The sequence below is a fragment of the Maribacter halichondriae genome (assembly GCF_027474825.1).
Lineage (GTDB): Bacteria > Bacteroidota > Bacteroidia > Flavobacteriales > Flavobacteriaceae > Meishania > Meishania halichondriae.
This window is the reverse complement of the sequence record NZ_CP107030.1, coordinates 3,600,001-3,620,925: the sequence shown is the minus strand read 5'-3', so window position 1 is coordinate 3,620,925 and position 20,925 is coordinate 3,600,001. Positions and strand designations below refer to the sequence as shown.

Here is a 20,925-nt window from a genome sequence, read left to right as displayed (position 1 = left end):
TTTGAAATGTTTTAAAATCATTTTCCTAATTATCAACCTTTGCGCCTTCAACATAATAAGTGCGCAAACGGCTACGATAACGGGGGTGGTGCTGAACGAGGAAAACGCCCCGCTACGCAATGTGAATATTACCTCAGGGGCCAAGGGGGCCTCTACCGATACTAATGGCTTTTATGTACTTGAAATCGTCCCTGACCAAGAAACGACTATAACTTTTTCACATCTTGGCCATAAAGATGTCATTCTTGAAAATCTTTTGCTCACTACCAACGAGACCTATGAATTCAACCCGGTGATGAAAACCGACGCTATTCAAATCGATGGGGTAACGGTTACACCAACTGGGGAAAAAAGTGTCGAGGGAATTCTTGTAGTACCCCCTAATATCATACGCAAAATTCCCGGGGCGAATGCCGGAGTTGAAAATATTCTCAAACTACTTCCCGGGGTAGCTTCCAACAATGAATTGAGTACACAATATTCGGTTCGTGGCGGCAACTATGATGAAAACTTGGTCTATGTGAATGAAATTGAAGTGTACCGTCCGTTCTTGGTTCGGTCCGCGCAGCAAGAAGGCTTAAGCTTCGCAAACAGTGATCTAGTGCAGAACGTAAAGTTTTCCGTCGGTGGGTTTCAAGCAAAATATGGGGACAAACTTTCGTCTGTTCTGGATATCACCTATAAAAATCCGACGAATTTCGGTGTACAGATGGATCTTAGTTTTTTGGGCGCGAGCACCTCGGTCGAAACCGTTTCAAAAAGCAAAAATTTCAGTAGTATCTCAGGATTGCGATATCGAAACAATGCGCTACTGGTCAATAGCCAACAGACGCAAAGTAATTTCAACCCCACTTTCTTGGATTTACAGAGCTACCTCACATTTAGATTTTCTAAAAAATTTCATTTGAATTTTTTAGGAACCTTATCCGTAAACGATTATCGAAATGAACCTATTGACAGAAAGACCAATTTTGGAACTTTAATAGAACCAAGGGCTTTGATCGTCAATTATGAGGGAAACGAAAAGAACCGCTTCGACACCGCATTGGGAGCCTTAAAGGGAACCTATTTTGTGAATGACGACTTGAGCCTTAAAATAATTTCCTCGCTCTATCATACTGTTGAAGAAGAACGATCCGACGTGATTTCAAGATATGAACTTGGTGATGTCGATACCAACCTCGGCAGTGAGACCCTCGGTGAAGTTACCAATTCACGGGGTCTTGGTTCGCAATTTAAAAGGGCCAGAAACAATTTCGATGCCTTGATATTCAATCTATCTCACAGGGGTATTTATACCAAGAATGAAAATGCCTTGGAATGGGGCCTCAAATATACCCACGAAGATATTCGGGACGAACTTCGGGAATCAGAATTTATTGATTCTGCGGGTTATTCCATTCGACCTCCCCTGCCAGAATTCATAAATAATCAACCCGAAGATCCTTTCAATGCGCCTATTGTGCCTTTTACAGGAGTATCTTCAAGAAATTCGATTAAAACCAATCGGTTTTCCGGTTTTGTCCAATATAGTGAGCGAGTCGATCTGAGCAGTTTGATTTTTTATTATAATGTAGGGCTACGTTCCCAACTTTGGACCACTAGCGGTACCGAGGTCGCCAAGGTCTCTCAAGCTGTGTTCAGTCCCAGGGCGCAACTCGCCATAAAACCGGACTGGAAGAGCGATATGCTTTTTCGCCTTTCCGGAGGCGTATATCATCAACCTCCCTTCTACCGGGAATTACGAGACAGTACCGGAACAATTCAACCAGACGTATTGGCCCAAAAATCTGTTCATCTTGTATTAGGAAACGAATTCAGTTTTCTTTTATGGGAAAGGCCTTTTACCCTTATCAGCGAAGCCTACTACAAAAAGTTGGATAACGTGAACCCCTATACTCTTGAAGACGTACGCATTCGATATGCGGCCAATAATAATGCAAAGGCCTATACGTATGGAACCGAACTTAGACTTAACGGTGCTTTTGTGCCCGGTACCGAGTCTTGGGTCAGTATCGGTTATTTAAAAACTGAAGAGGACATCAACGATAGGGGCTATATTTCAAGACCGACAGATCAGCGTGTAAAACTTGGTATTCTATTTCAAGATTATGTGCCCGATATGCCCAATTTAAAGATGTACCTTAACTTACTGTTTAGCACCGGTGTACCTGGAGGATCCCCTAGTTATGCCGATCCTTACGATTTTCAAAATAGATTAAGGGACTATAAACGTGCCGATTTGGGAATTTCCCATATTTTTGTAGGTGGAGAGACGAAATTTCCCGAAAAACATTGGTTGAGCAGCTTTAAGGAATTAAGCGTTGGCGCCGAGGTTTTCAATCTGTTCAACAATCAAAACTCAATAACCAATACTTGGGTCAGGGATGTGGACAGTAAACAACAGTTCGCCATTCCTAATTTTATGACCTCGCGGGTATTGAACCTTCGGTTGAAAATGCGATTTTGAGATTGGGGCGAAATCAAGCCTTTTTGTACATGCTGGATGATACGTAATATGAAGCAATTATTTTTAGCCATAGTTTTTACTATACTGTTAGGGGCCACTTTGAGCGCCCAAAAAAATATCTATGAGAGCGCTAAGTTCGATGAGTTCAGTGCGGAGCATGAGGTATTGGCCATTCTACCGTTCTTGACCAATCTGGATTTAAAGGACGAGATTTCGAAAGAAGAACTAAAAACTTTGGAAGAGAAAGAAGGAAGGGCCGTTCAAAATGCTTTGGAAATATACTTTTCAAAACGGAAAAAGAAAAAAAGTTCTCTGTAGATTTTCAAAATGTCAAGAATACCAATGCCATTTTGGCCCAAAATGACATTACCTATGAAAATATCGATGTCTTTACCATTAAGCAATTGAGTGAAATTCTTGGCGTCGATGGTATTATCAGCGGAAATTTAGATCTGAATATACTGCTGTCAAAAGGGATTTCCACGGATTTCAGTTTTATCGATTATTTTTCCGGAGATGCCAATTACGGCCGAATCGGTATCAAGATAAGCGATGCGACGACTGGAAAGTTATTATGGAAATACGAAAAGAAAATTAATAAGAAATCAGGGCGGAATACCGAAGACCTCATTGATAGAATGATGAAATTGGCCACGAGGAAGTTTCCGTACGATAGGGAAAAAAAGCGCGATCGAAAGAAAAAAGGAAATGGCTAACTTTCTACAAATTCCTTGAGCATTGCAATGGTGTAGTCGAGTTCTTCTTTTGTGTTATATTTTGAAAACGAAAACCGTAGCGAAGGTTTTTGCAGGTCTTCTTCAGAAAGAATTTGGGAAAGCACATGTGATCCTGCATCGCTCCCAGATTGACACGCACTGCCTTTAGAACAAGCTATTCCCTTCATATCAAGATGAAAAAGAAGCATCAGCGCTTTCTCTTTGCTTACCGGAAGACATACGTTGGTCAATGTATAGGTGCTTTTTTCCATATCTCCTGAATGCCCGTTGAACTTGACTTCAGGGATTTGTGCCGTAAGGTTCTCAACAAAATACTTTTTCAGACCGGAAACATAATCTCGCTCTTCGTCCAAATGATCGTAGGCAGCTATAAATGCCTCTTCAAGTCCCACAATATTGTGGAAAGCTTCGGTGCCCGCTCGATGTCCTCGCTCTTGCGCCCCTCCCGATATCATACAGCCCATACCTGAATTTCGTTTGATAAAGGCAAAACCGATTCCTTTCGGTCCATGAAATTTATGCGCTGCGGCGGTCAGAAAATCGGCCGGGGTTTTTTGAACATCCCATTCGTAATGCCCGATGGATTGTACCGTATCGGAATGAAATAGGGCATCGTGTTCTTTACAGAGATTACAAAAGGCATCGATATCGATTTTGTTTCCTATTTCGTTATTGACATGCATCAAGCTGACCAATTTCTTGGTATCGTCTTGTTTTAGCAATACTTCGAGATGATCTAATTTGGGATTTCCAAAGTCATCCAAATCGACGTAATGCAATGCGACGCCCGACTCTTTCTCAAGATTTTCCGCAGTATGTAGCACCGCATGATGCTCGATTTTTGTTATAATTATAGTGGTAACGCCCAAATCACGGACGGCGCATCTGAGAATCATATTATCGGCCTCGGTCCCACCCGAAGTAAATATAATCTCGGATGGATGGGCATTCATATGCTTGGCAATGGTCTTTCGGGCACTTTCTATAGCTGTCTTGGCGGAGCGTCCATAACTATGTGTAGACGACGGATTTCCGTAAAAATTGGCAAGTGCATCCTGCATTTTGACGATGACACTTTCGCGCACCTGTGTAGTGGCGGCATTGTCTAAATAAACCTTGTCCATATGCGTTTTGAATTCCTTTTGTGACGGCTCAAAAATAGCGGATTTTACGTTAATTTCTCCCTAAAAGCCGATAAACTTGTGCTTAAGATCGCTTACTTTTGACCTATGAAGGCCCATCATGGGCATTTGTTGAAAGATGGTCGATTTGGGTCGACCCAATTACAGGTAAGGCCCAATGACCCATGTAATTTTTAGAGATGAGAAACTATGTGCTTTGTTGTTTTCTATTCGTCTTGGCCGCCTGCAACGATGGTGACCTACAAATAGAAACGTTGGATTTTGATAGCATCACCACAGTGGAAAATTGCGGTGACCTCAAGGCGAATCAAACCAATGTCGTATTCAAGATCAATGATGATGAGGCGCTGATTTTGACATTGCCCGCATCAGCTATCAAGAATGATACAACTTCAGTTGTAAGCCTTGTGCCCACCCAGTCTAAATTGACTTACCGATTTTTTTCGGACAAGGTTTCAACAAGTTATTTCTGTGATGCGATTCCGCCAACGGAACCGACGGTAATCGATGAAATCGAAGCGAATGGCGGCGAAGTGCTAATAACGACAACGGCCATTGATACTGTTACCTATTCGCATAAAATCGAGCTTAGCGGAATATCTTTGGAGACTTCGGACAACAATCGAATCACCGATCTGCGCATCGAAAACTTTGGTACAATTACTACCAAAGTCGAGGAGTGATCAAAACCGTAATTCTTAATTATGGGTTTTGGTAGATATAGATTTCGGTAGCCCCTAAACCATATTTTTGGTAATCTGCATCATAGTAGGTAATGTTTTCATATCTGCGAAAAAGATAATAAAGCTCTTCGCGAAGCACACCTTCCCCCACCCCGTGTATGAATACTACTTTTTGAATGCGTTTTCTGATGGCGAATTCAAGTTGTCGCTTTGCGGTCTCCAGTTGTACATTGAGCATTTCATGATTGGTCATGCCTTTTGAGGATTGCACCAGCTGTCCGATATGAAGGTCTACTTCCAATTTAGGTGCATTGCGTTCTTTTGGCTTACTGATAGGCTGCTTTCTTTTTTTCGGAAGCTCTTTTTCATTTTTCGCTTCGGTAACTTGTCGACGACTAACCCTAATTTCACTAGATTCCGGAACCATTATCAACTCTTGCGGGGCAAACTCCAATAGAAACCCCTCATCGCTCTCTACGGTGATTTTTTCATTGTCGACCTCTCTTACAATACCTCTGACGGTATCATCAATACCTTCTACCAAATCGCCTATCTCAAAAACTGCCATGAATATGTTTTGATTCATCAAAAATAATGGTATTTTGGACAACCGAACCGTAGTTGAAATGAAATTCATATTGACATTATTTTTACTGGGCATTGAAGATTATATGTTGCCCTGTTTTACCAAAAGTATTTTTGGTTTCGATTGCCCCGGTTGCGGATTGCAGCGCTCTGCGGCATTCTTGATTCAGGGTGAATTTGTAGAAGCGTTTAAAATGTACCCCGCCATTTATCCGATAATTTTATTGTTCGGTGTTCTGGCCGCAAATAAATTCTTTTCGTTCAAATATGCCAATCAGGCCATAATAACTTTAATGATATTGACCGTAGGCACTATATTGATCAACTATATCTTGAAATTTATCTAACTAAACCTATTATTATGGAACAACAAAAATTACCGAATATTACCATTGCCATTGTCCTTTCGATTCTTGGGTTTCTGTGCTGTTGCGTCTTTGGAATCCCAACAATTATTTTGGCAGGGATTTCATTATTCCTTCTTAAGAAAGATGAAAAAAAATATGCGGCCAACCCGGAAGTCTATTCCAACTTTAGTCAGCTAAAAACGGCAAAAATAATAGCATGGGTAGCATTGGCGATTGGCGTAATTTATTTGATGATGGTTATCTACCAAATACAATCTGTGGGTGGCTGGGACGCTTATATAGAGCAAGTCATGGAGATGAGCGAACAATGGCAAAACCAATAATATGAACCAACAACTTCCAGGAGCCAGTTCGGCATTGACCATGGGCATTTTGTCCGTCGTATTGAGTCTTTTCTGTTGCGGCCCTTTTGGTGCCATCTTCAGTATTATCGGTTTGAGCAATGCCAAAAGTGCAGAAAATTTATATCTGCAGCAGCCCGGAGAATTTTCGGGTTATGAAAATGTCAAGACCGGTCGGGTGCTTTCCTATATCGGAATTGCAATAGCCGTAATCCAAGTTATTCTCGGTATCATCTATTTCGGGGTCATCATCGCCTTGATCACTTCAGGTGACTTTGAAAACTTCGATTAGGCATAAAATCGATGTCAAGCAAAAATCCCCGTACCGTTAGCTATCGGTACGGGGATTTTTTATTTCTCAAACTGCCGTAGCGTTTTCGTTATGATCGATATACAGTCCCTCAACTGTTCTTCGGTCATAACCAAAGGAGGGGCGAACCGAATAATATTGCCGTGCGTTGGTTTTGCCAAGAGTCCGTTTTCTTTTAGGGCCATACAGATATCCCAGGCCGTAGAACTATCTTCGGTATCGTTGATCAAAATGGCGTTTAAAAGTCCTTTACCACGAACGCCGTTGACGGTGTTGCAAGTTGGGATGAACTTCTCCAGTTCCTTCCTGAAAATTTCCCCAAGTTCATCGGCATTTTGCGCAAGTTCTTCATTTTTAACCACTTTCAAAGCAGCCATACCAACGGCTGCGGCAATCGGATTACCCCCAAAAGTGCTACCATGATTTCCGGGCTGGATTACTTCCATGATATTATTGTTCGCCAGAACGGCCGAAACCGGAAACGCTCCACCGGAAAGTGCTTTGCCCAAAATCAAGATATCAGGTTTCACTTCAGGTGTCCCGCTACAGTGCTTGTCAGTACATGAACAATTTCCACATGTTGCCAATAAACGACCTGTGCGAGCGATACCTGTCTGCACCTCATCGGCGATAAAAAGCACGTTATGTTCTTCACACAATGCTTTTGCTTCTTTTAAATAACCTTCGGAGGGAACATAAACACCCGCTTCGCCCTGAATGGGTTCTACCAAAAATCCGGCGACATTCTTATTGCTTTCCAATACTTCTCGTAAAGCGTTCAGGTTGTCGTACTCGATTTTTATAAAACCATCGGTATACGGACCAAAGTTTTTCCTAGCGACAGGGTCGTTCGAAAATGAGATTATTGTGGTGGTGCGTCCATGAAAATTATTTTCGCATACTATGATTTCGGCCTTGTTTTCATCAATTCCCTTTTTCTCATAGGCCCATTTTCGGCATATTTTCAAAGCAGTTTCAACAGCTTCCGCGCCCGTGTTCATGGGCAATAACTTATCAAAATGAAATGTTTCGGTAGCGTATTTCTCATACCTGCCCAGCATATCATTGTAAAATGCCCGAGAGGTCAAGGTCAGGGTCTGGGCCTGTTCCACCATTGCACCAATAATCTTGGGGTGGCAATGCCCCTGATTTACCGCCGAGTAGGCCGATAAAAAGTCATAATACTTTTTCCCTTCAACGTCCCAGACGAAAACCCCTTCTCCCCGACTTAAAACTACAGGAAGTGGATGGTAATTGTGCGCTCCGTGTTTTTCCTCCAATGCAATGGCATCTTCAGACGTGATTCTTTCTAAAACTGACATGATAAAAATTACTTTAAAATAAACTTCAGTAATTCCTTCTGTACCTTTATCCTTTCGAATCCCGATAGCTATCGGGACGAAAATTCAGCGTGGGAGAGAAATCATCCTTGTAGAGCCGCTAAATTACTAATTTTTTTAATCAGTCTTGTCTACATTCTAAGATTCAATCAATTCTCCAATTTATGGGACAATGCCACCACTTGAAGCTCTAAACGCTTTAGTTCACGTAGTGTATCATTTTTGTCCATTTGCATCCACACATAAAGTTTTAGCATTCCCATGGCTATCATGCAGAGAAACCCTGCAGAGGCCCATTTGATTAACATATTGGTCTCTTCCGTATTCAAAAACCGGATTGTACAAATTATGAAAAGTCCGAGTACGACCAAATGTGCAATATTCATAATAATTGCAAACCAGCCCATTTTACCGCGATACACTTCGCCCAACTTTCCCAAAAGATTCTGCTCTTCTAGCTCGTCATAAAATTTGACCTCTTCTTTGTTCAAGGTTTCCTTGATCAATTCATCTATTTTTTCCTTTTCTGTTTTCATAATTGTATCATTTAGTGTCATTCCCGCGAACCTGCCCGCCGGCAGGCAGGGGCGGGAATCTGTTTAACTTAAATATAATTTCTATCCCTCAATACCGTCTTCAACTTTTCCTAGCGTGGAACAGCCTTGATTTTACGGTTCCTACAGAAATATTCAATATGTAACCTATTTCTTTTAAGGAATATTCTTGTGTGTAAAACAATCGCAACACAATTTGTTGGTCTTTGGTCAAACCATTGATTGCATGCTTCATCTTTTCTATATCAGCATTCTTCTCGTTAACTGCATCTTCATCTATCTCAACCGTAACTATCGCTTTCAATTTTTCTCGCTCCCTTGTCCTTTTATTAAGTTCATTCAAAGATTTTCGAGTCACTATGCTCATGGCCCAACTCCCGAAAGCATTGGGGTCATTAAGTCCGTCAAGTTTTTTGATGATGGTACCCCAACAATCTTGAACAACATCCTTCGAAGCGTCCATATCATGTAGAAACCAACAGACATGCCTACATAATTTGAGATGGTGCCTTTCAACCAATAGTGATAGGGCCTTTTTATCTCCCGATTGGTGCTGTAGTACCAAGAACGCATCGAATACCTTTTGGGTGGTCATCGCCATGTTTCTAATATAAGGACAGGGGAAAGTTCAAAAGGTTCATTTTTTTCGGAATTTTTTATTCTATCGGTATTAAAGATAGCTGTAATAAGTGCTACGCGATTCTTACTTTTGCCCCATGCGGAAAAAAAATACCCGACAGATTTTTGAAAATGTCGAAGTGGTCGATGCGGGAGCCAAGGGAAAGACAATAGGTAAGGCCCCTGACGGCAGGGTTATATTTTTAACCAATACCGTTCCTGGAGATGTGGTCGATGTGCAAACTACAAAGAAAAGAAAGTCTTATTTCGAAGGAGTTGCCACTAATTTTCACAAAAGATCAGAGAAACGTGTCGAACCGGAATGCCAGCATTTCGGAGTTTGCGGGGGATGCAAATGGCAAGATATGGGCTACGAGCACCAGTTGTTTTACAAGCAAAAGGAAGTCGAGAACAATTTACGGCGAATCGGGCATCTGGAGCTCCCCGAATTTTCGCCTATCCTTGGTTCGAAAAAACAATATTTCTATCGGAACAAGATGGAGTTTTCCTTTTCGGACAGTCGATGGTTGACTTTGGATGAAATTCGTTCCGATATCGAAATCGAGGATAAAAATGCTTTGGGGTTTCATATTCCGGGAATGTGGGATAAAATCCTCGATATTAAAAAATGTCATTTACAGGAAGACCCCTCGAACTTCATTCGTTTAGAAGTGAAAGATTTTGCCATCACGAACGGACTTGCGTTTTTCAACCCAAGAAACCAACATGGGTTTTTGCGTACATTGATGATTCGAACCGCCTCAACGGGAGAGCTCATGGTTTTGATACAGTTCTTCGAGGATGATCTTGAAAAACGGAATTTGCTTTTGGACCACCTTTCGGTAACCTTCCCTGAGATTACCTCCTTATTATACGTCATCAACCAAAAACAGAACGATACTATTTATGATCAAGAAATCATTTGCCATTCGGGTCGCGACCACATTTTCGAGAAAATGGAGGGATTACAGTTTAAAATCAATGCAAAGTCATTTTATCAGACCAATTCCGAACAAGCGTATGAGCTGTACAAAGTAACACGTGATTTTGCCGGGCTTACCGGAAACGAACTTGTCTACGACCTCTACACCGGCACCGGAACCATCGCACAATTCGTAGCAAAAAATGCCAAAAAAGTTATCGGTATCGAATCCGTGCCCGATGCCATCAAAGCGGCCCAAGAAAACGCAAAACACAACGGACTTGAAAATACCGAGTTTTTTGCCGGCGATATGAAAACCGTTTTCAATACAGATTTTATCAATGCACATGGTATCCCGGATGTCATTATTACCGACCCGCCACGAGATGGCATGCATAAGGACGTTGTACAACAAATTTTGAATATTGCGCCTGAACGCCTGGTCTATGTTAGCTGTAATAGTGCAACCCAAGCGCGCGACCTTGAAATGATGAAAGAACGTTATTCTATTGTTAAAGTACAACCTGTGGACATGTTTCCGCAGACCCATCACGTTGAAAATGTTGTACTTTTGGAGAAGTTATAAACATATGAAAATACTTAAAATCGTATTTTTTATTCTCCTAGCCATCCTCTCATTTTCAGCTTGCGAAAAAGACGATATCTGTATCGATGGTGACACTCCGCGAATGGTAGTTGAATTTTTTGATGTGAACGACACTACCCTACTGAAGGATGTGCCGTCATTAACCGTAAACGGATTTATCGCACCTGATTCGGTTTTGGCCACCATTCAGAATACAAGTGCCAGTTCCGTAAGCCTTCCGTTACGCACCGATACCAATAGTACCACGTTTATCTTTTCACAGCGTTTGACCGCCAACGATTCAATCCAATCCGATACGGTTACTTTTTCATACGGAACAAAGGAGGATTTTGTTTCCCGTGCCTGTGGTTTTACCGTAAGTTATACGGATTTAGCAGGAAGCGTAGGCCAAGAAAATGATTTGTGGATTCAAGAAATACGTATCGATACACTTTTTGTAAATAATACCGTAAGTACCAATGTCAAAATATTGCATTAGCCTATTCTTTTTATTGGTATTGGTTACGGTTCGTAGTCAAAGCAAACCTATAACGACTAAACCAATAGATACTGTGGTCTACAAACAGAAGTATGGCCTAAGGGTGGGCGTGGATCTAAGTCGCCCCATTGTCTCCTTCGCCCAGGATAATTATACGGGATTGGAATTCGTCGGAGATTATCGGCTCACTCAAAAGCTTTTCTTGGCGGGTGAACTGGGTAACGAGAAAAAGACGAAACAAGAAGACCTGTACAATTTTACCGCATCGGGCAGCTATATTAAACTAGGAGTGGATTATAATACCTATGCCAATTGGTACGGCGAACAGAATTCGATTTTCATCGGTGGGCGCTATGCCTTTAGCACGTACAGCCAAACTTTGAACAATTATCAGATATTCAATTCAAATCGCTATTGGAGTCCTACTGAGTTTACGCCTGGTTCCGATGTGGCCCAAGAGTTCGGCGGAAGAACCGCCTCTTGGCTTGAGTTTGTCTTTGGTACCAAGGTAGAATTGTTCGCCAATATTTTTTTGGGAGGAAGTGTCAGACTCGGTTTTTTGTTCAGTGATCCCACCAAAGATCCCGATTTTCATGATCTGTTCATTCCCGGATTTAACAAAGTTACAGAGGGAAGCAGATTCGGTGTCGGCTATAATTATTCGCTGACCTATTTTATTCCGTTATATAAGAAGGCCAAAAAGCTGGAAGAAAAAGTTGAAGAAACTGATGATACCATAGAAGAATAAGTAAAAGTCGTAGTCTATATCAATAAACTCGTATTGAGTTACTCTTTATTCTGATACTTGGCCTTTTTACTGCCTTCGTACATCACATATTTCACCAAGCGCGATTCCAAGTGGCTATTGAAGACCTTGATTTTTCGGGAAGGGCGTAGACCCACATATTTCAATGCTTCAAGGTTCGATGTGATAAACCAGGCATCCGTTCCCGGGTAATTTTGTTTCAAGGTATCCCCTATGGAAGCATAGAATTCTTCAACATTGAAATCTGAATCCAAGTCTGAGCGGTCCAAACGTTCTCCATAAGGCGGATTAAAAACCATGTGCAATTGGTTTTCGGTAAACTTTTGGGTATCAAAAAATTCTTGCGCTCGACGGTTATATAATCGGAAAGGTTAGCATTCTCAATATTGTCAATAGCTTTTCGAACGGCGGATGGCGCCTTATCATAACCGATAATTTTATAATGGAATTCCCTTGTTTTGTTCAAACTGGCATCGACTATTTTCTCAAAAAGTGTTTGATCGAAATCTTCCCATTTCTCAAAAGCAAATTCTTTTCTATTGATGTTTACGGGAATATTACAGGCGATCATGGCGGCTTCGGTCAACATCGTTCCACTACCGCACATGGGGTCCAAAAATCGCATTGGCCGTCCCATCCGCTTAATAGCAGGAGTCCCGCGGCCAACACTTCGTTGATCGGTGCAATATTCGTCGCGGTACGATACCCTCTTTGATGTAATGACCTACCGGAACTATCCAGAGAAATATTGCAATACTCCTTTTGAATATGAATGTTCAAGCGAATATCAGGGTGTTTGACATCAACATTAGGTCGCTTGCCATCAGTATCGCGAAACTTATCTACAATGGCATCTTTTGCCTTTTGCGAAACATAGAGTGAATGGGTGAAATGTTCCGAATTAACTGTGGTATCAATGGCAAAGGTAGTATCCACTGAAAGGTATTCGGACCAATCAAAAGCGTATATCTTTTTGTAAAGTTCATTCTCGTTTCGCACCGAAAACGAATGTATGGGCTTGATAACTTTAATGGCAGTTCGCAAACACAGGTTTGCCTTATACATAAAACCCGTGTCTCCTTCGAAAGATACACTTCGCACGCCTTCTTCGACATTTCCTGCACCCAGATTACGAAGCTCTTTGGCCAAGATTTCTTCAAAACCGAATAGGGTCTTGGCGACCATCTTGAAATTATTGTTCATACGCTTAATTCAATGGATGACAAAAATACAGTATTTTAGCCCATTCATATTATTTTCAAATCCGGCCGAAAAACCCGTAAAAACCAATGATTTATCTCTTGCCCATTTTGGCAGTTCTTCTAAGTTTCGTATTCGTGTACGTGGCAAGACCGAAGAACAAAGAAAATTTTAAATTGTTGTTGGCCTTTAGCGGGGCTTTTCTTTTGGCACTTACGCTATTCGAACTTTTTCCTGAAGCTTATGAAAACTCGGATTCGAAAACCATCGGCGTTTTTGTGATGCTAGGTATTTTGTTGCAAATTTTTTTAGAATTTTTCTCCAAAGGTGCTGAGCATGGCCATATTCATTTGAATACTGAAAAAAGCGAATTCCCATGGGTATTGTTCATCAGTCTATCGCTTCATTCGCTTTTAGAGGGTTTTCCCATCGAAAAAAATGATGCCATTCTATATGGTATTTTGGTTCATAAAATCCCCATTGCCATCATATTGGGTATCTTTTTATTGAATTCGAAAATAAAGTTGACAAATGCCCTATTCTTTATTTTGTTGTTTTCGGTAATGACGCCTGCAGGAAGTTATCTTGCGGCCAATTTTGAATTTGCCGCGCAATATTATGGGGCCATAACGGCTTTGGTCATCGGGGTATTTCTTCATATTTCTACGGTCATACTTTTTGAGAGTTCGGAAGGACACAAATTCAATCTACGAAAGCTGGCGGTTATAGTTCTGGGGATTGCGATTGCTTATTTATTGTAAATGTTCAGCAAAGAAGAATCGAAAAAACTTCGTCAAGATTTTTGGATTTCCTTCGGAAAATCATATCCGAGAAAATGGATATTATACGACACCAAGATCAAGGGACTTACTCTCAAGTTTCATTTCGACCTCAAAAAAGCAATGGTTTCATTAGATTTAGAACATGCTGATTTGGGAAGGAGAATCGAACTTTGGGAGAAATTGGTTTCCTTAAAATCCATTTTAAAGGAAGAATACTTGCCGGATACAATTTTCGAGGACTCTTTTCTTTTGGATAACGGGAAAGAAATCTCTAGAATTTATGTGGAAGTGAACGGTGTATCCATCCATAATAAAAACACTGGCAAGCCACCATGCATTTTCTCAATGAGACTATGTTGAAAATGGAAGACTTTTATTTGGTTTTCAGGGATATTTTGGATTCTTAAATTCGATAATAGCCCCTCAAACCACATCTAAATAAATAAAAAACCAATGGCTCATCGCTCCTCCTAAGACGAAAATATGCCAAATGAAATGATTGTACGGAATTCGCTCCCAAGCATAGAAAAAGATTCCTAGGGTGTAAAATGCTCCTCCTAAAAACAAAAGTTGAATTCCCAAATAAGAGGTATGTTCCATGAGGTTCCCAAAATCCAATACGATCAACCATCCCATAGCTACATAAAGTAACAGTGAAATAAATTCGTACTTACCGGTATAGAACAATTTAAAAACCGTGCCCAGGGCGGCAATGATCCATACAACAAAAAAAATGGTCCATCCGTTTCCATCTATCAAAGTAATAAGGGCGACCGGCGTATAGGTGCCGGCAATCAAAAAATAAATATTGATATGGTCTAGAATGCGAAACCGTTTCTTCAAGATGGCCTTCGACGTCGCATGATACCCCGCAGAAACTAGCAACATTGTTATCAGAGCAAGGCCATAAACAACGACACCGAATGTAGCGAATTCCGATTTATGATTGTTTTTGGAGAGCAACAGCATCATACCCACTACCGCTAAAAGCGCACCCAAACCATGTGAAAGGGCATTTAATCGTTCTTCGCTATGATACTTCGATGCTTGGCTCATTCAGCGAACAAAGATAATACGATCAGGAGCTTTCCTTCACGATTAATTTCGCCCGCATGATCTTGGCATGTCCTGGAAAGGTACAAACGATCCAGTATTCCCCAGGCTCGCTTGGGGTTTGAAAGTAGATTTTTTCGGCAGTGCCAGGTTCTACTATCCCTGTATGATATAATACCAAATCGCTATCGGGCACATAGTTCTGGTCCGCTCCATCTAGGCCTAGTGCCGCTCCCATATCGCCAACCTTATCTACAGATGCCACGCCCCTTTGGGTAATGACCAGATTGTGTAGCATATCGTCGTTGTTGTTGAAGGTCAATTCAATTTTACTATTCGCATCTACCACCAATTCGGTAACGTCATACTTCAATCCTGGTTTGGTACCAACGACCAGTTTTTTATCTACCCCGTTCAACCAGTTAAGGGGCATTTCATTGATGCGTTTCGGTTGTACGATACCTTTTTTGGCATTTGCCATACTTTCGGTCGGATTTGATTTCAATACACCGCCGGGGACTTCGTTCAACGTATAGTAACCGGTATCATGTAATAATTTCTCCTCAGTTTTTGACTTTAGGTTTTCCGCCTTTAATTGGTGGATAAAACCTAGTCGCATACCGTCGATAGTCAAACGAACGGACATTCCATCAGCGGCGACAACGGCTTTTTGAACAACGCCCTTTAATTGGTCGACGATTGGGCTGCCATAATTGAAATGATATTTATAGTTGAAACTTGTCATCGCATAAGTATCCGTGTTTTCCGCAATAGTTTTATTCACAGGCTTTGTAAATTCCAGTTCAAAACCGTCGGCTGCCGCTTTCATCGTTTTGATTTCAAAGGAGTTTTGCCCGACCAGACCAATCGCTGCAAACCGTATTCTTTTTTTCCTGTTGAAGACCATCCCCTACTGGTCATGCCCACGAACATACTCTGGTCACTGCCCCATAACATCCGAATGATCCCCGAAGAAAAACCTTCAACAAAATTGAAACTGGCACCTTGGTATACGCCGTTTACCTTCTCCATAAAAATGCGCATCACTTTACTATGTCCCTGATCGCCGACAAATAGCTGCCCTTCAAAAGGCCCGAATTTACCGCCTGTGGTATCGTAAAGAATATCGGATGTAGATATTCCTAAAATCGTATGTGGAAACCAAATCGCAGGTGCCTTCAATTCAGGTACTTTCTTTGAATACTCGTATAAGCTTAAACCGGATTCTTTCTCAATATCCACCATTTTTAACTGCAATGGGGAATTCGGTTCTCCTGACCAAACCAGACCCTCGGGATTTCCTGCAAAATCGCCCTTTTCTAAATGGGTCATCCTGCCCGAACCGACCCAATCTCCTTGATTTTCAGTATAAAAAACATCACCTTCGGCATTGAGTTCAAAACCGGATGGTGAACGTAATCCCGTAGCAATTGGTGTCATTTCGCCCTCAGGTGTGATTTCGAGCAACCATCCTCTCCATTTTGATAAACTTGCACCATGCCCGATCCAACTTAAATTCAGGGTCACGAGCATATTTCCATCATCCTTAAACTTAGGGCCGTACGAATAGTCGTGATAATTACCCGATAAGGGCCAGGAATAAATAGTTTTGTAAACATCGGCCTTGCCATCTCTGTTCTTATCTTGAAGTCGCGTCAACTCTCCCCTTTGGGAAAGGTAGAAATCCCCATCTTTGAATGCCAAGCCCAAAGATTCGTGCAAGCCATGCGCATATCTGTTGTAGATGGGGTTTTTACTATACGGCTTATCAATAAGCCACACTTCGCCCCTTCTAGTCGAAACGCCCAATTTGTCTTCATCGGTCAATGCCAGACCACCAACCTCCAACTTCACATCATCGGGTATGGGAACGTCGACAATTTTATAATACAAAGATTCCTTTTTTGCCATTTCAGACGGAGACTGGCCTAGTGCCAATTGGCACATTCCAAAAATAAATAGCACCGTTATGATTTTATAAAAGTTCTGCATCGTCTTTAGAATTTACCAGATAATAGTATAGTTGATATTTTGTTTGCCCGCCGGAACCTGTACCAGCAACTCGTCTTTGCCATTTGCGCCGCGAATCATCGGTTTTAAAGTTGAATTTGCATCAAAATCGATATAGTAGCTTTCATTATGAACTATGAAAATACCATCGGGCAGCTTCTCAATATGCTCGCCATCGGCAATCTTGTACCAAAGAGAGTTAGCACCCTCGACTGTAATCATACGCTTCAAGGCCCGCTCTGAATCGGACGAAACTATTCTAGTGGTCACAGCACTTCCGTTGATCTGGTACAAGATTGTTGGAAAACCTTGGGAATCGAATTCATACCCTTGCTGTTTGAATTGAGGGGTTTCAAGCGAATTATCAGGCCAACTAGCATCTTCATTTTCCAACGAAGCGAACTCTGGGTCGCCATGCAGCGAAACAATAAATCCTATAGGTTCTCCAAGTTGTTTTTCGCCCCTGGAAAGCCACATTTTTGAGGCATCCATAAAATCTCCACCCCAAACTTGCAATAAAGAACCTGCTTCCAGGTCATAGTTATAGTGTATACCTTGAGGCATTCCAACCGAAATACAATGGGTTCTTTTTTTACCCTCATGCATCCAAAAACTCCGCTGTGTAATCGGTTCATCTTCGACTTTTATGGTAAAATCATGTGTCATTTCTTGGCTCTTCTCCTTCTCAACTGCTTTTTGAAGTGAATATTTTTGAATTCCGGGACCTTCGGCATAGATATCGAAATTCCTGCGCCACGGGGTATGTTTGTTATAAATCAATGCAAAGGGCACATCACCTTTTTCCAAGGATATTTTTCCAAGCCCTAGGGAATCTAAATTATAATCGCCGTTCATACTGATTAAGGTATCGGTATCGATCAACAAAGCCGCTCCACCGTTTACTTTAATATCAAAAAGGTAATCCCCAGAATCAGGAATATCCATTGTACCAGAGTATTTAAAGATTTTTTGCGAATTGTTATTGGCCAAAATCGTTAAGTCGATAGCTTCAACGGATGTTTCGCTTAGCATCTTCAAACTATCCAAATTCGGGAACAGTTTGTCATTATTCTCATATTCTTTTAATACGAGGTTTTTGAAAGCCAAGACCTTATCGGAATACAGTTTATATTGAATGTTTTTAAAGGCTACCGGACCATGATCTCCTTGAATCATTAGTGGCGCTAAAGATTTCTCATCTCCGAAGGCAGCAGCCCTAGTTGGACCCGTCACTTCGACATTCTCATGCACTAAAACCCCGTTTAGCCAAACTTCTTCAAACCAGGCGTTTTGAGTTTTAGTTCCTGTAGTATCAAATCTTGGAGCGTGAAATATGACCTTCAAATGTTGCCAAAGTCCTGGAGCTTTTGCCGCATTCATTTTCGGCGCATGACCCTCATAACCCTCGGTACCTGCTTCTTTGGAATCATCCCAACGTTGATATATGCCGCCCATATCGCCGTGCTGCTGTTCTTTTACTCCCCAGCTATCAAATAGCTGAACCTCGTATCGACTTTGAAAATAAATACCTGAATTAGACCCTTTTGGTATCATGACGTCCAACTCCAACTCGATATCTCCATGTTCGAATGTCGTAAACAGATTCTCTTTTGCCAAGTCGTTCGGGCTATTGACCAATACGCCTGAACCCTCGGTTGAACTGAGCATTTTTTCTTTAGACCTATTGGCGTAAACACTTTCTGCCACAAACCAATTATCAGTAACGGTCTTAAAGTCTGTCATATCGGACAATTCAACTGCAACAAAAGGTAAGGCCGTCTCAATTTTATTCTCAATTAAATCTGGTGCTTCTGCTTTCTTTTCAGAACAGGATGCAAAGAATATAAGCACAGAAAAAGTGCAATAGATAATTCGTTTTTTCATTCTTCAAGTAATTATACCGGATGGAAAAATAACTAGTAGTTTACGGTAATCAGAATCAGATAAGCAGATTCATACCACCTATGAACTTTTACCTTATTATTATTTATATCGTTTCCCGTGTTTTATGACAATATCGACATCTTGTAAGAGCTCAATATAGCGCAATACATCACCATCGACCGCTATAATATCTGCATATTTTCCAGGTGTGATGGTTCCCACTTCGTCTGCAACACCCATCCAAAGTGCCGGCCAATATGTAGCCGCTCGAATCGCATACATCGGGTCTATGCCAAACTCATTGACCCATACATCCAATTCATGCCAAGTTGATTGACTATGGAATTTCATGGGAATGCCACTATCCGTCCCGATCATCAATACAACCCCAGCATCCAATAATTGGTTGATTTTGGTTTGAAGGGTCGGTCTTCTAGAGGGCATCAATTGAAAATAAGGCAATCGATCAGGGTTTTTGATACTATTTCGAATATCGGTAATCACAGTATCCGGCAATCCCAAATGCCATGAATCATCATCGGCAAACTCCATATTATCTCGATTGTATTCGAAATTGTAAAGTACTTCGACCGTTGGGCACCAAAAAAGCGGACCTTGGCTCATATCGGCTGTGCGTTCTTTTATCATTTCCATGACATCTGCAGGATACTCAGGAGCTGATGAGAGTCCGGTATGTTCAAAGCAATCGACCCCAACTTCTAGGCCCCTGCGGATTTCTTCAGGACGGTGACTGTGCGCAACTACTTTTAAATTGTTTTTATGCGCTTCATCAACAACGGCTCGCAATTCATCCATGGTCATTTGATCGTGATCTATAAGTTTAATGACATCGACCCCGGCAGTTGCCAGTTTCTTGACTTTTTTCCTTCCGTCTTCAGGACTATCAACACCCCATCTAGACATCTCGGTACCGGGATAGGATTCGTGTTGAATAAAAGGCCCTGAGACGTAAAGTGTCGCTCCTGGAATTTCGCCATTATTCACTGCATCCCGAACGGCGATACTCGCTTCAAGGGGCGCACCTAAATCACGAGCACTAGTAACACCGGCCATTAAAAGCTGATGAACCGACGCTGGCATAATTACATCCTTCCACAGCGGTTGGTATACTTTGTCCCAATAGCTATAATCTGAATGTCCAGTAAGTTTGGTGTGAACGTGCATATCCCACAATCCAGGTAAGACAGTCATTCCTTCAGTCGAAATTATTTCAGCGTTATCAGGAATGGAGGTGTTATCGGTATTTCCAACGGCGACAATTTTTTCCCCTTCAATTATGACCATACTATTTTTAATCGGGTCCGAGCCAAAGCCATCGATTAAAGTCCCTCCGACCAATGCCTTAACGCTAGTCTCTTGAGCATTGATTATTAACATGGATAAAAGAGTTAAGACGGAGACTAAAATATGTCTGGCCATAATAGGATATTTTTATTTAGAGTTAATGAGATCGAGATTGATAAGCACGTTTATGTTATTTATATCTTTTACCATGTTTGATAACCATATCAACATCTTGCAGAAGACTTATGTATCTTAGAACATCACCTTCAACTGCAATGATATCAGCATACTTGCCGGGAGTTACTGTACCTACTTCGTCGGCTACGCCCATCCATAATGCCGGCCAATAGGTGGCTCCTCGAATAGCATACATAGGATCGATTCCGAATTCGTTGACCCAAACATCTAATTCGTTCCAAGTGGATTGACTGTGGAATTTCATTGGGATACCGCTATCGGTACCGATCATCAAAACCACTCCAGCATCTAAAAGTTGTTTTATTTTAGTTTCTAAAGTTGGTTTTCGAGATGGTGTTAACTGAAAATAAGGAAGTCTGTCGGGATGCTTGATACTGTTTTTTATATCTACAATCACAGAATCGGGCAATCCCCGATGCCAAGAATCATTATCCAACTTTTCAGGATTGTCACGCATGTACTCGTAATTGTAAAGTCCTTCAACGGTTGGGCACCAAAATAAAGGTCCTTGGCTCATATCCGCAGTTCGTTCTTTGATCAGCGACATGATATCATCAGGATATCTAGGAGCA

Annotated in this window: 23 protein-coding genes and 1 pseudogene (1 of these 24 only partly in view); 12 read left to right on the top strand and 12 right to left on the bottom strand. The window is 41.5% G+C overall.

Going from position 1 to position 20,925, the window contains the following annotated elements:
* Position 1: 1 nt before the first annotated feature.
* Genes N8A86_RS16910 through N8A86_RS21710 form a run of 3 tightly spaced genes read left to right on the top strand, consistent with a single transcriptional unit; the run spans position 2 to position 3,186 of the window.
* Positions 2-2,470, top strand: a complete 2,469-nt coding sequence (locus N8A86_RS16910) for a TonB-dependent receptor (protein ID WP_273566448.1) — start codon at positions 2-4, stop codon at positions 2,468-2,470.
* Positions 2,471-2,518: 48 nt separating this feature from the next.
* Positions 2,519-2,788: a hypothetical protein gene (locus tag N8A86_RS21715; RefSeq protein ID WP_337251645.1), complete on the top strand. Its 270-nt coding sequence runs from the start codon at positions 2,519-2,521 to the stop codon at positions 2,786-2,788.
* 32 nt (positions 2,789-2,820) lie between these two features.
* Positions 2,821-3,186: a DUF4136 domain-containing protein gene (locus tag N8A86_RS21710; RefSeq protein ID WP_337251644.1), complete on the top strand. Its 366-nt coding sequence runs from the start codon at positions 2,821-2,823 to the stop codon at positions 3,184-3,186.
* Here N8A86_RS21710 and N8A86_RS16900 read toward each other — a convergent pair.
* Positions 3,183-4,331, bottom strand: coding sequence for a cysteine desulfurase family protein (locus tag N8A86_RS16900; RefSeq protein WP_273566447.1), 1,149 nt, complete (start codon positions 4,329-4,331; stop codon positions 3,183-3,185). The genes N8A86_RS21710 and N8A86_RS16900 overlap by 4 nt on opposite strands.
* Before the next feature lie 197 nt (positions 4,332-4,528).
* On the opposite strand from N8A86_RS16900, the gene N8A86_RS16895 reads away from it, so the two are divergent.
* Positions 4,529-5,032 carry a hypothetical protein gene (locus N8A86_RS16895; RefSeq protein ID WP_273566446.1) on the top strand — a complete coding sequence of 168 codons (504 nt, stop codon included), beginning with the start codon at positions 4,529-4,531 and terminating at the stop codon, positions 5,030-5,032.
* Positions 5,033-5,051: 19 nt separating this feature from the next.
* Here N8A86_RS16895 and N8A86_RS16890 read toward each other — a convergent pair whose 3' ends face one another.
* On the bottom strand, positions 5,052-5,618 hold the full coding sequence (locus tag N8A86_RS16890; RefSeq protein ID WP_273566445.1) for a Smr/MutS family protein: 567 nt from the start codon (positions 5,616-5,618) through the stop codon (positions 5,052-5,054).
* A 16-nt stretch (positions 5,619-5,634) separates the two neighbouring features.
* Between N8A86_RS16890 and N8A86_RS16885 the strand changes: the two genes are divergently transcribed.
* From N8A86_RS16885 to N8A86_RS16875, 3 genes are read left to right on the top strand one after another with little or no spacing between them, the layout of a single operon-like run.
* Entirely contained in the window at positions 5,635-5,964 is a 330-nt protein-coding gene (locus tag N8A86_RS16885) for a DUF2752 domain-containing protein (RefSeq protein ID WP_337251643.1), read from the top strand.
* Positions 5,965-5,978: 14 nt separating this feature from the next.
* The gene (locus N8A86_RS16880) at positions 5,979-6,308 is read left to right on the top strand and encodes a CCC motif membrane protein (RefSeq protein ID WP_273566444.1); all 330 of its coding nucleotides are present in this window, start codon (positions 5,979-5,981) and stop codon (positions 6,306-6,308) included.
* A gap of 1 nt (position 6,309) precedes the next feature.
* Entirely contained in the window at positions 6,310-6,618 is a 309-nt protein-coding gene (locus N8A86_RS16875) for a CCC motif membrane protein (protein WP_273566443.1), read from the top strand.
* Between the two features lie 59 nt (positions 6,619-6,677).
* Here the strand turns inward: N8A86_RS16875 and rocD are convergent, their stop codons facing one another.
* From rocD to N8A86_RS16860, 3 genes are all read right to left on the bottom strand, one after another.
* Positions 6,678-7,958, bottom strand: a complete 1,281-nt coding sequence (rocD, locus tag N8A86_RS16870) for an ornithine--oxo-acid transaminase (protein ID WP_273566442.1) — start codon at positions 7,956-7,958, stop codon at positions 6,678-6,680.
* A gap of 167 nt (positions 7,959-8,125) precedes the next feature.
* Positions 8,126-8,512: a DUF6768 family protein gene (locus tag N8A86_RS16865; protein WP_273566441.1), complete on the bottom strand. Its 387-nt coding sequence runs from the start codon at positions 8,510-8,512 to the stop codon at positions 8,126-8,128.
* 100 nt (positions 8,513-8,612) lie between these two features.
* Positions 8,613-9,125, bottom strand: coding sequence for an RNA polymerase sigma factor (locus N8A86_RS16860; RefSeq protein WP_273566440.1), 513 nt, complete (start codon positions 9,123-9,125; stop codon positions 8,613-8,615).
* Between the two features lie 121 nt (positions 9,126-9,246).
* Here N8A86_RS16860 and rlmD point away from each other — a divergent pair, with 121 nt between their 5' ends.
* From rlmD to N8A86_RS16845, 3 genes are read left to right on the top strand one after another with little or no spacing between them, the layout of a single operon-like run.
* Positions 9,247-10,656, top strand: a complete 1,410-nt coding sequence (gene rlmD, locus N8A86_RS16855; RefSeq protein WP_273566439.1) for a 23S rRNA (uracil(1939)-C(5))-methyltransferase RlmD — start codon at positions 9,247-9,249, stop codon at positions 10,654-10,656.
* A gap of 4 nt (positions 10,657-10,660) precedes the next feature.
* Positions 10,661-11,155, top strand: a complete 495-nt coding sequence (locus N8A86_RS16850; RefSeq protein ID WP_273566438.1) for a DUF6452 family protein — start codon at positions 10,661-10,663, stop codon at positions 11,153-11,155.
* The gene (locus N8A86_RS16845) at positions 11,136-11,903 is read left to right on the top strand and encodes a DUF6048 family protein (protein WP_273566437.1); all 768 of its coding nucleotides are present in this window, start codon (positions 11,136-11,138) and stop codon (positions 11,901-11,903) included. Before N8A86_RS16850 ends, N8A86_RS16845 begins: the two co-directional genes overlap by 20 nt.
* Positions 11,904-11,941: 38 nt before the next feature.
* On the opposite strand, the pseudogene N8A86_RS16840 reads toward N8A86_RS16845, so the two are convergent.
* Positions 11,942-13,124 (bottom strand): annotated as a pseudogene (locus tag N8A86_RS16840) (THUMP domain-containing class I SAM-dependent RNA methyltransferase).
* Positions 13,125-13,210: 86 nt separating this feature from the next.
* Between N8A86_RS16840 and N8A86_RS16835 the strand changes: the two are divergent.
* Entirely contained in the window at positions 13,211-13,882 is a 672-nt protein-coding gene (locus N8A86_RS16835) for a ZIP family metal transporter (RefSeq protein ID WP_273566436.1), read from the top strand.
* Entirely contained in the window at positions 13,883-14,263 is a 381-nt protein-coding gene (locus N8A86_RS16830) for a DUF4268 domain-containing protein (RefSeq protein ID WP_337251642.1), read from the top strand. It abuts the gene before it with no gap.
* Positions 14,264-14,326: 63 nt separating this feature from the next.
* Here N8A86_RS16830 and trhA read toward each other — a convergent pair whose 3' ends face one another.
* From trhA to N8A86_RS16800, 6 genes are all read right to left on the bottom strand, one after another.
* Positions 14,327-14,959: a PAQR family membrane homeostasis protein TrhA gene (gene trhA, locus N8A86_RS16825; protein WP_273566435.1), complete on the bottom strand. Its 633-nt coding sequence runs from the start codon at positions 14,957-14,959 to the stop codon at positions 14,327-14,329.
* Positions 14,960-14,981: 22 nt separating this feature from the next.
* The gene (locus N8A86_RS16820) at positions 14,982-15,785 is read right to left on the bottom strand and encodes a plastocyanin/azurin family copper-binding protein (RefSeq protein ID WP_273566434.1); all 804 of its coding nucleotides are present in this window, start codon (positions 15,783-15,785) and stop codon (positions 14,982-14,984) included.
* Entirely contained in the window at positions 15,782-16,948 is a 1,167-nt protein-coding gene (locus tag N8A86_RS16815) for a PQQ-dependent sugar dehydrogenase family protein (protein WP_273566433.1), read from the bottom strand. Before N8A86_RS16815 ends, N8A86_RS16820 begins: the two co-directional genes overlap by 4 nt.
* A 12-nt stretch (positions 16,949-16,960) precedes the next feature.
* A complete protein-coding gene (locus tag N8A86_RS16810; RefSeq protein ID WP_273566432.1) occupies positions 16,961-18,850 on the bottom strand; it encodes a 3-keto-disaccharide hydrolase in 1,890 nt (629 codons plus the stop codon).
* A gap of 99 nt (positions 18,851-18,949) precedes the next feature.
* The gene (locus N8A86_RS16805) at positions 18,950-20,290 is read right to left on the bottom strand and encodes an amidohydrolase family protein (protein ID WP_273566431.1); all 1,341 of its coding nucleotides are present in this window, start codon (positions 20,288-20,290) and stop codon (positions 18,950-18,952) included.
* A gap of 55 nt (positions 20,291-20,345) precedes the next feature.
* A protein-coding gene (locus N8A86_RS16800) for an amidohydrolase family protein (protein ID WP_273566430.1) crosses the window boundary here: on the bottom strand, positions 20,346-20,925 show its 3' portion. Its footprint extends 758 nt past the window's final position; only the last 580 of its 1,338 coding nucleotides appear in the window; its start codon lies off the right edge, out of view; its stop codon occupies positions 20,346-20,348.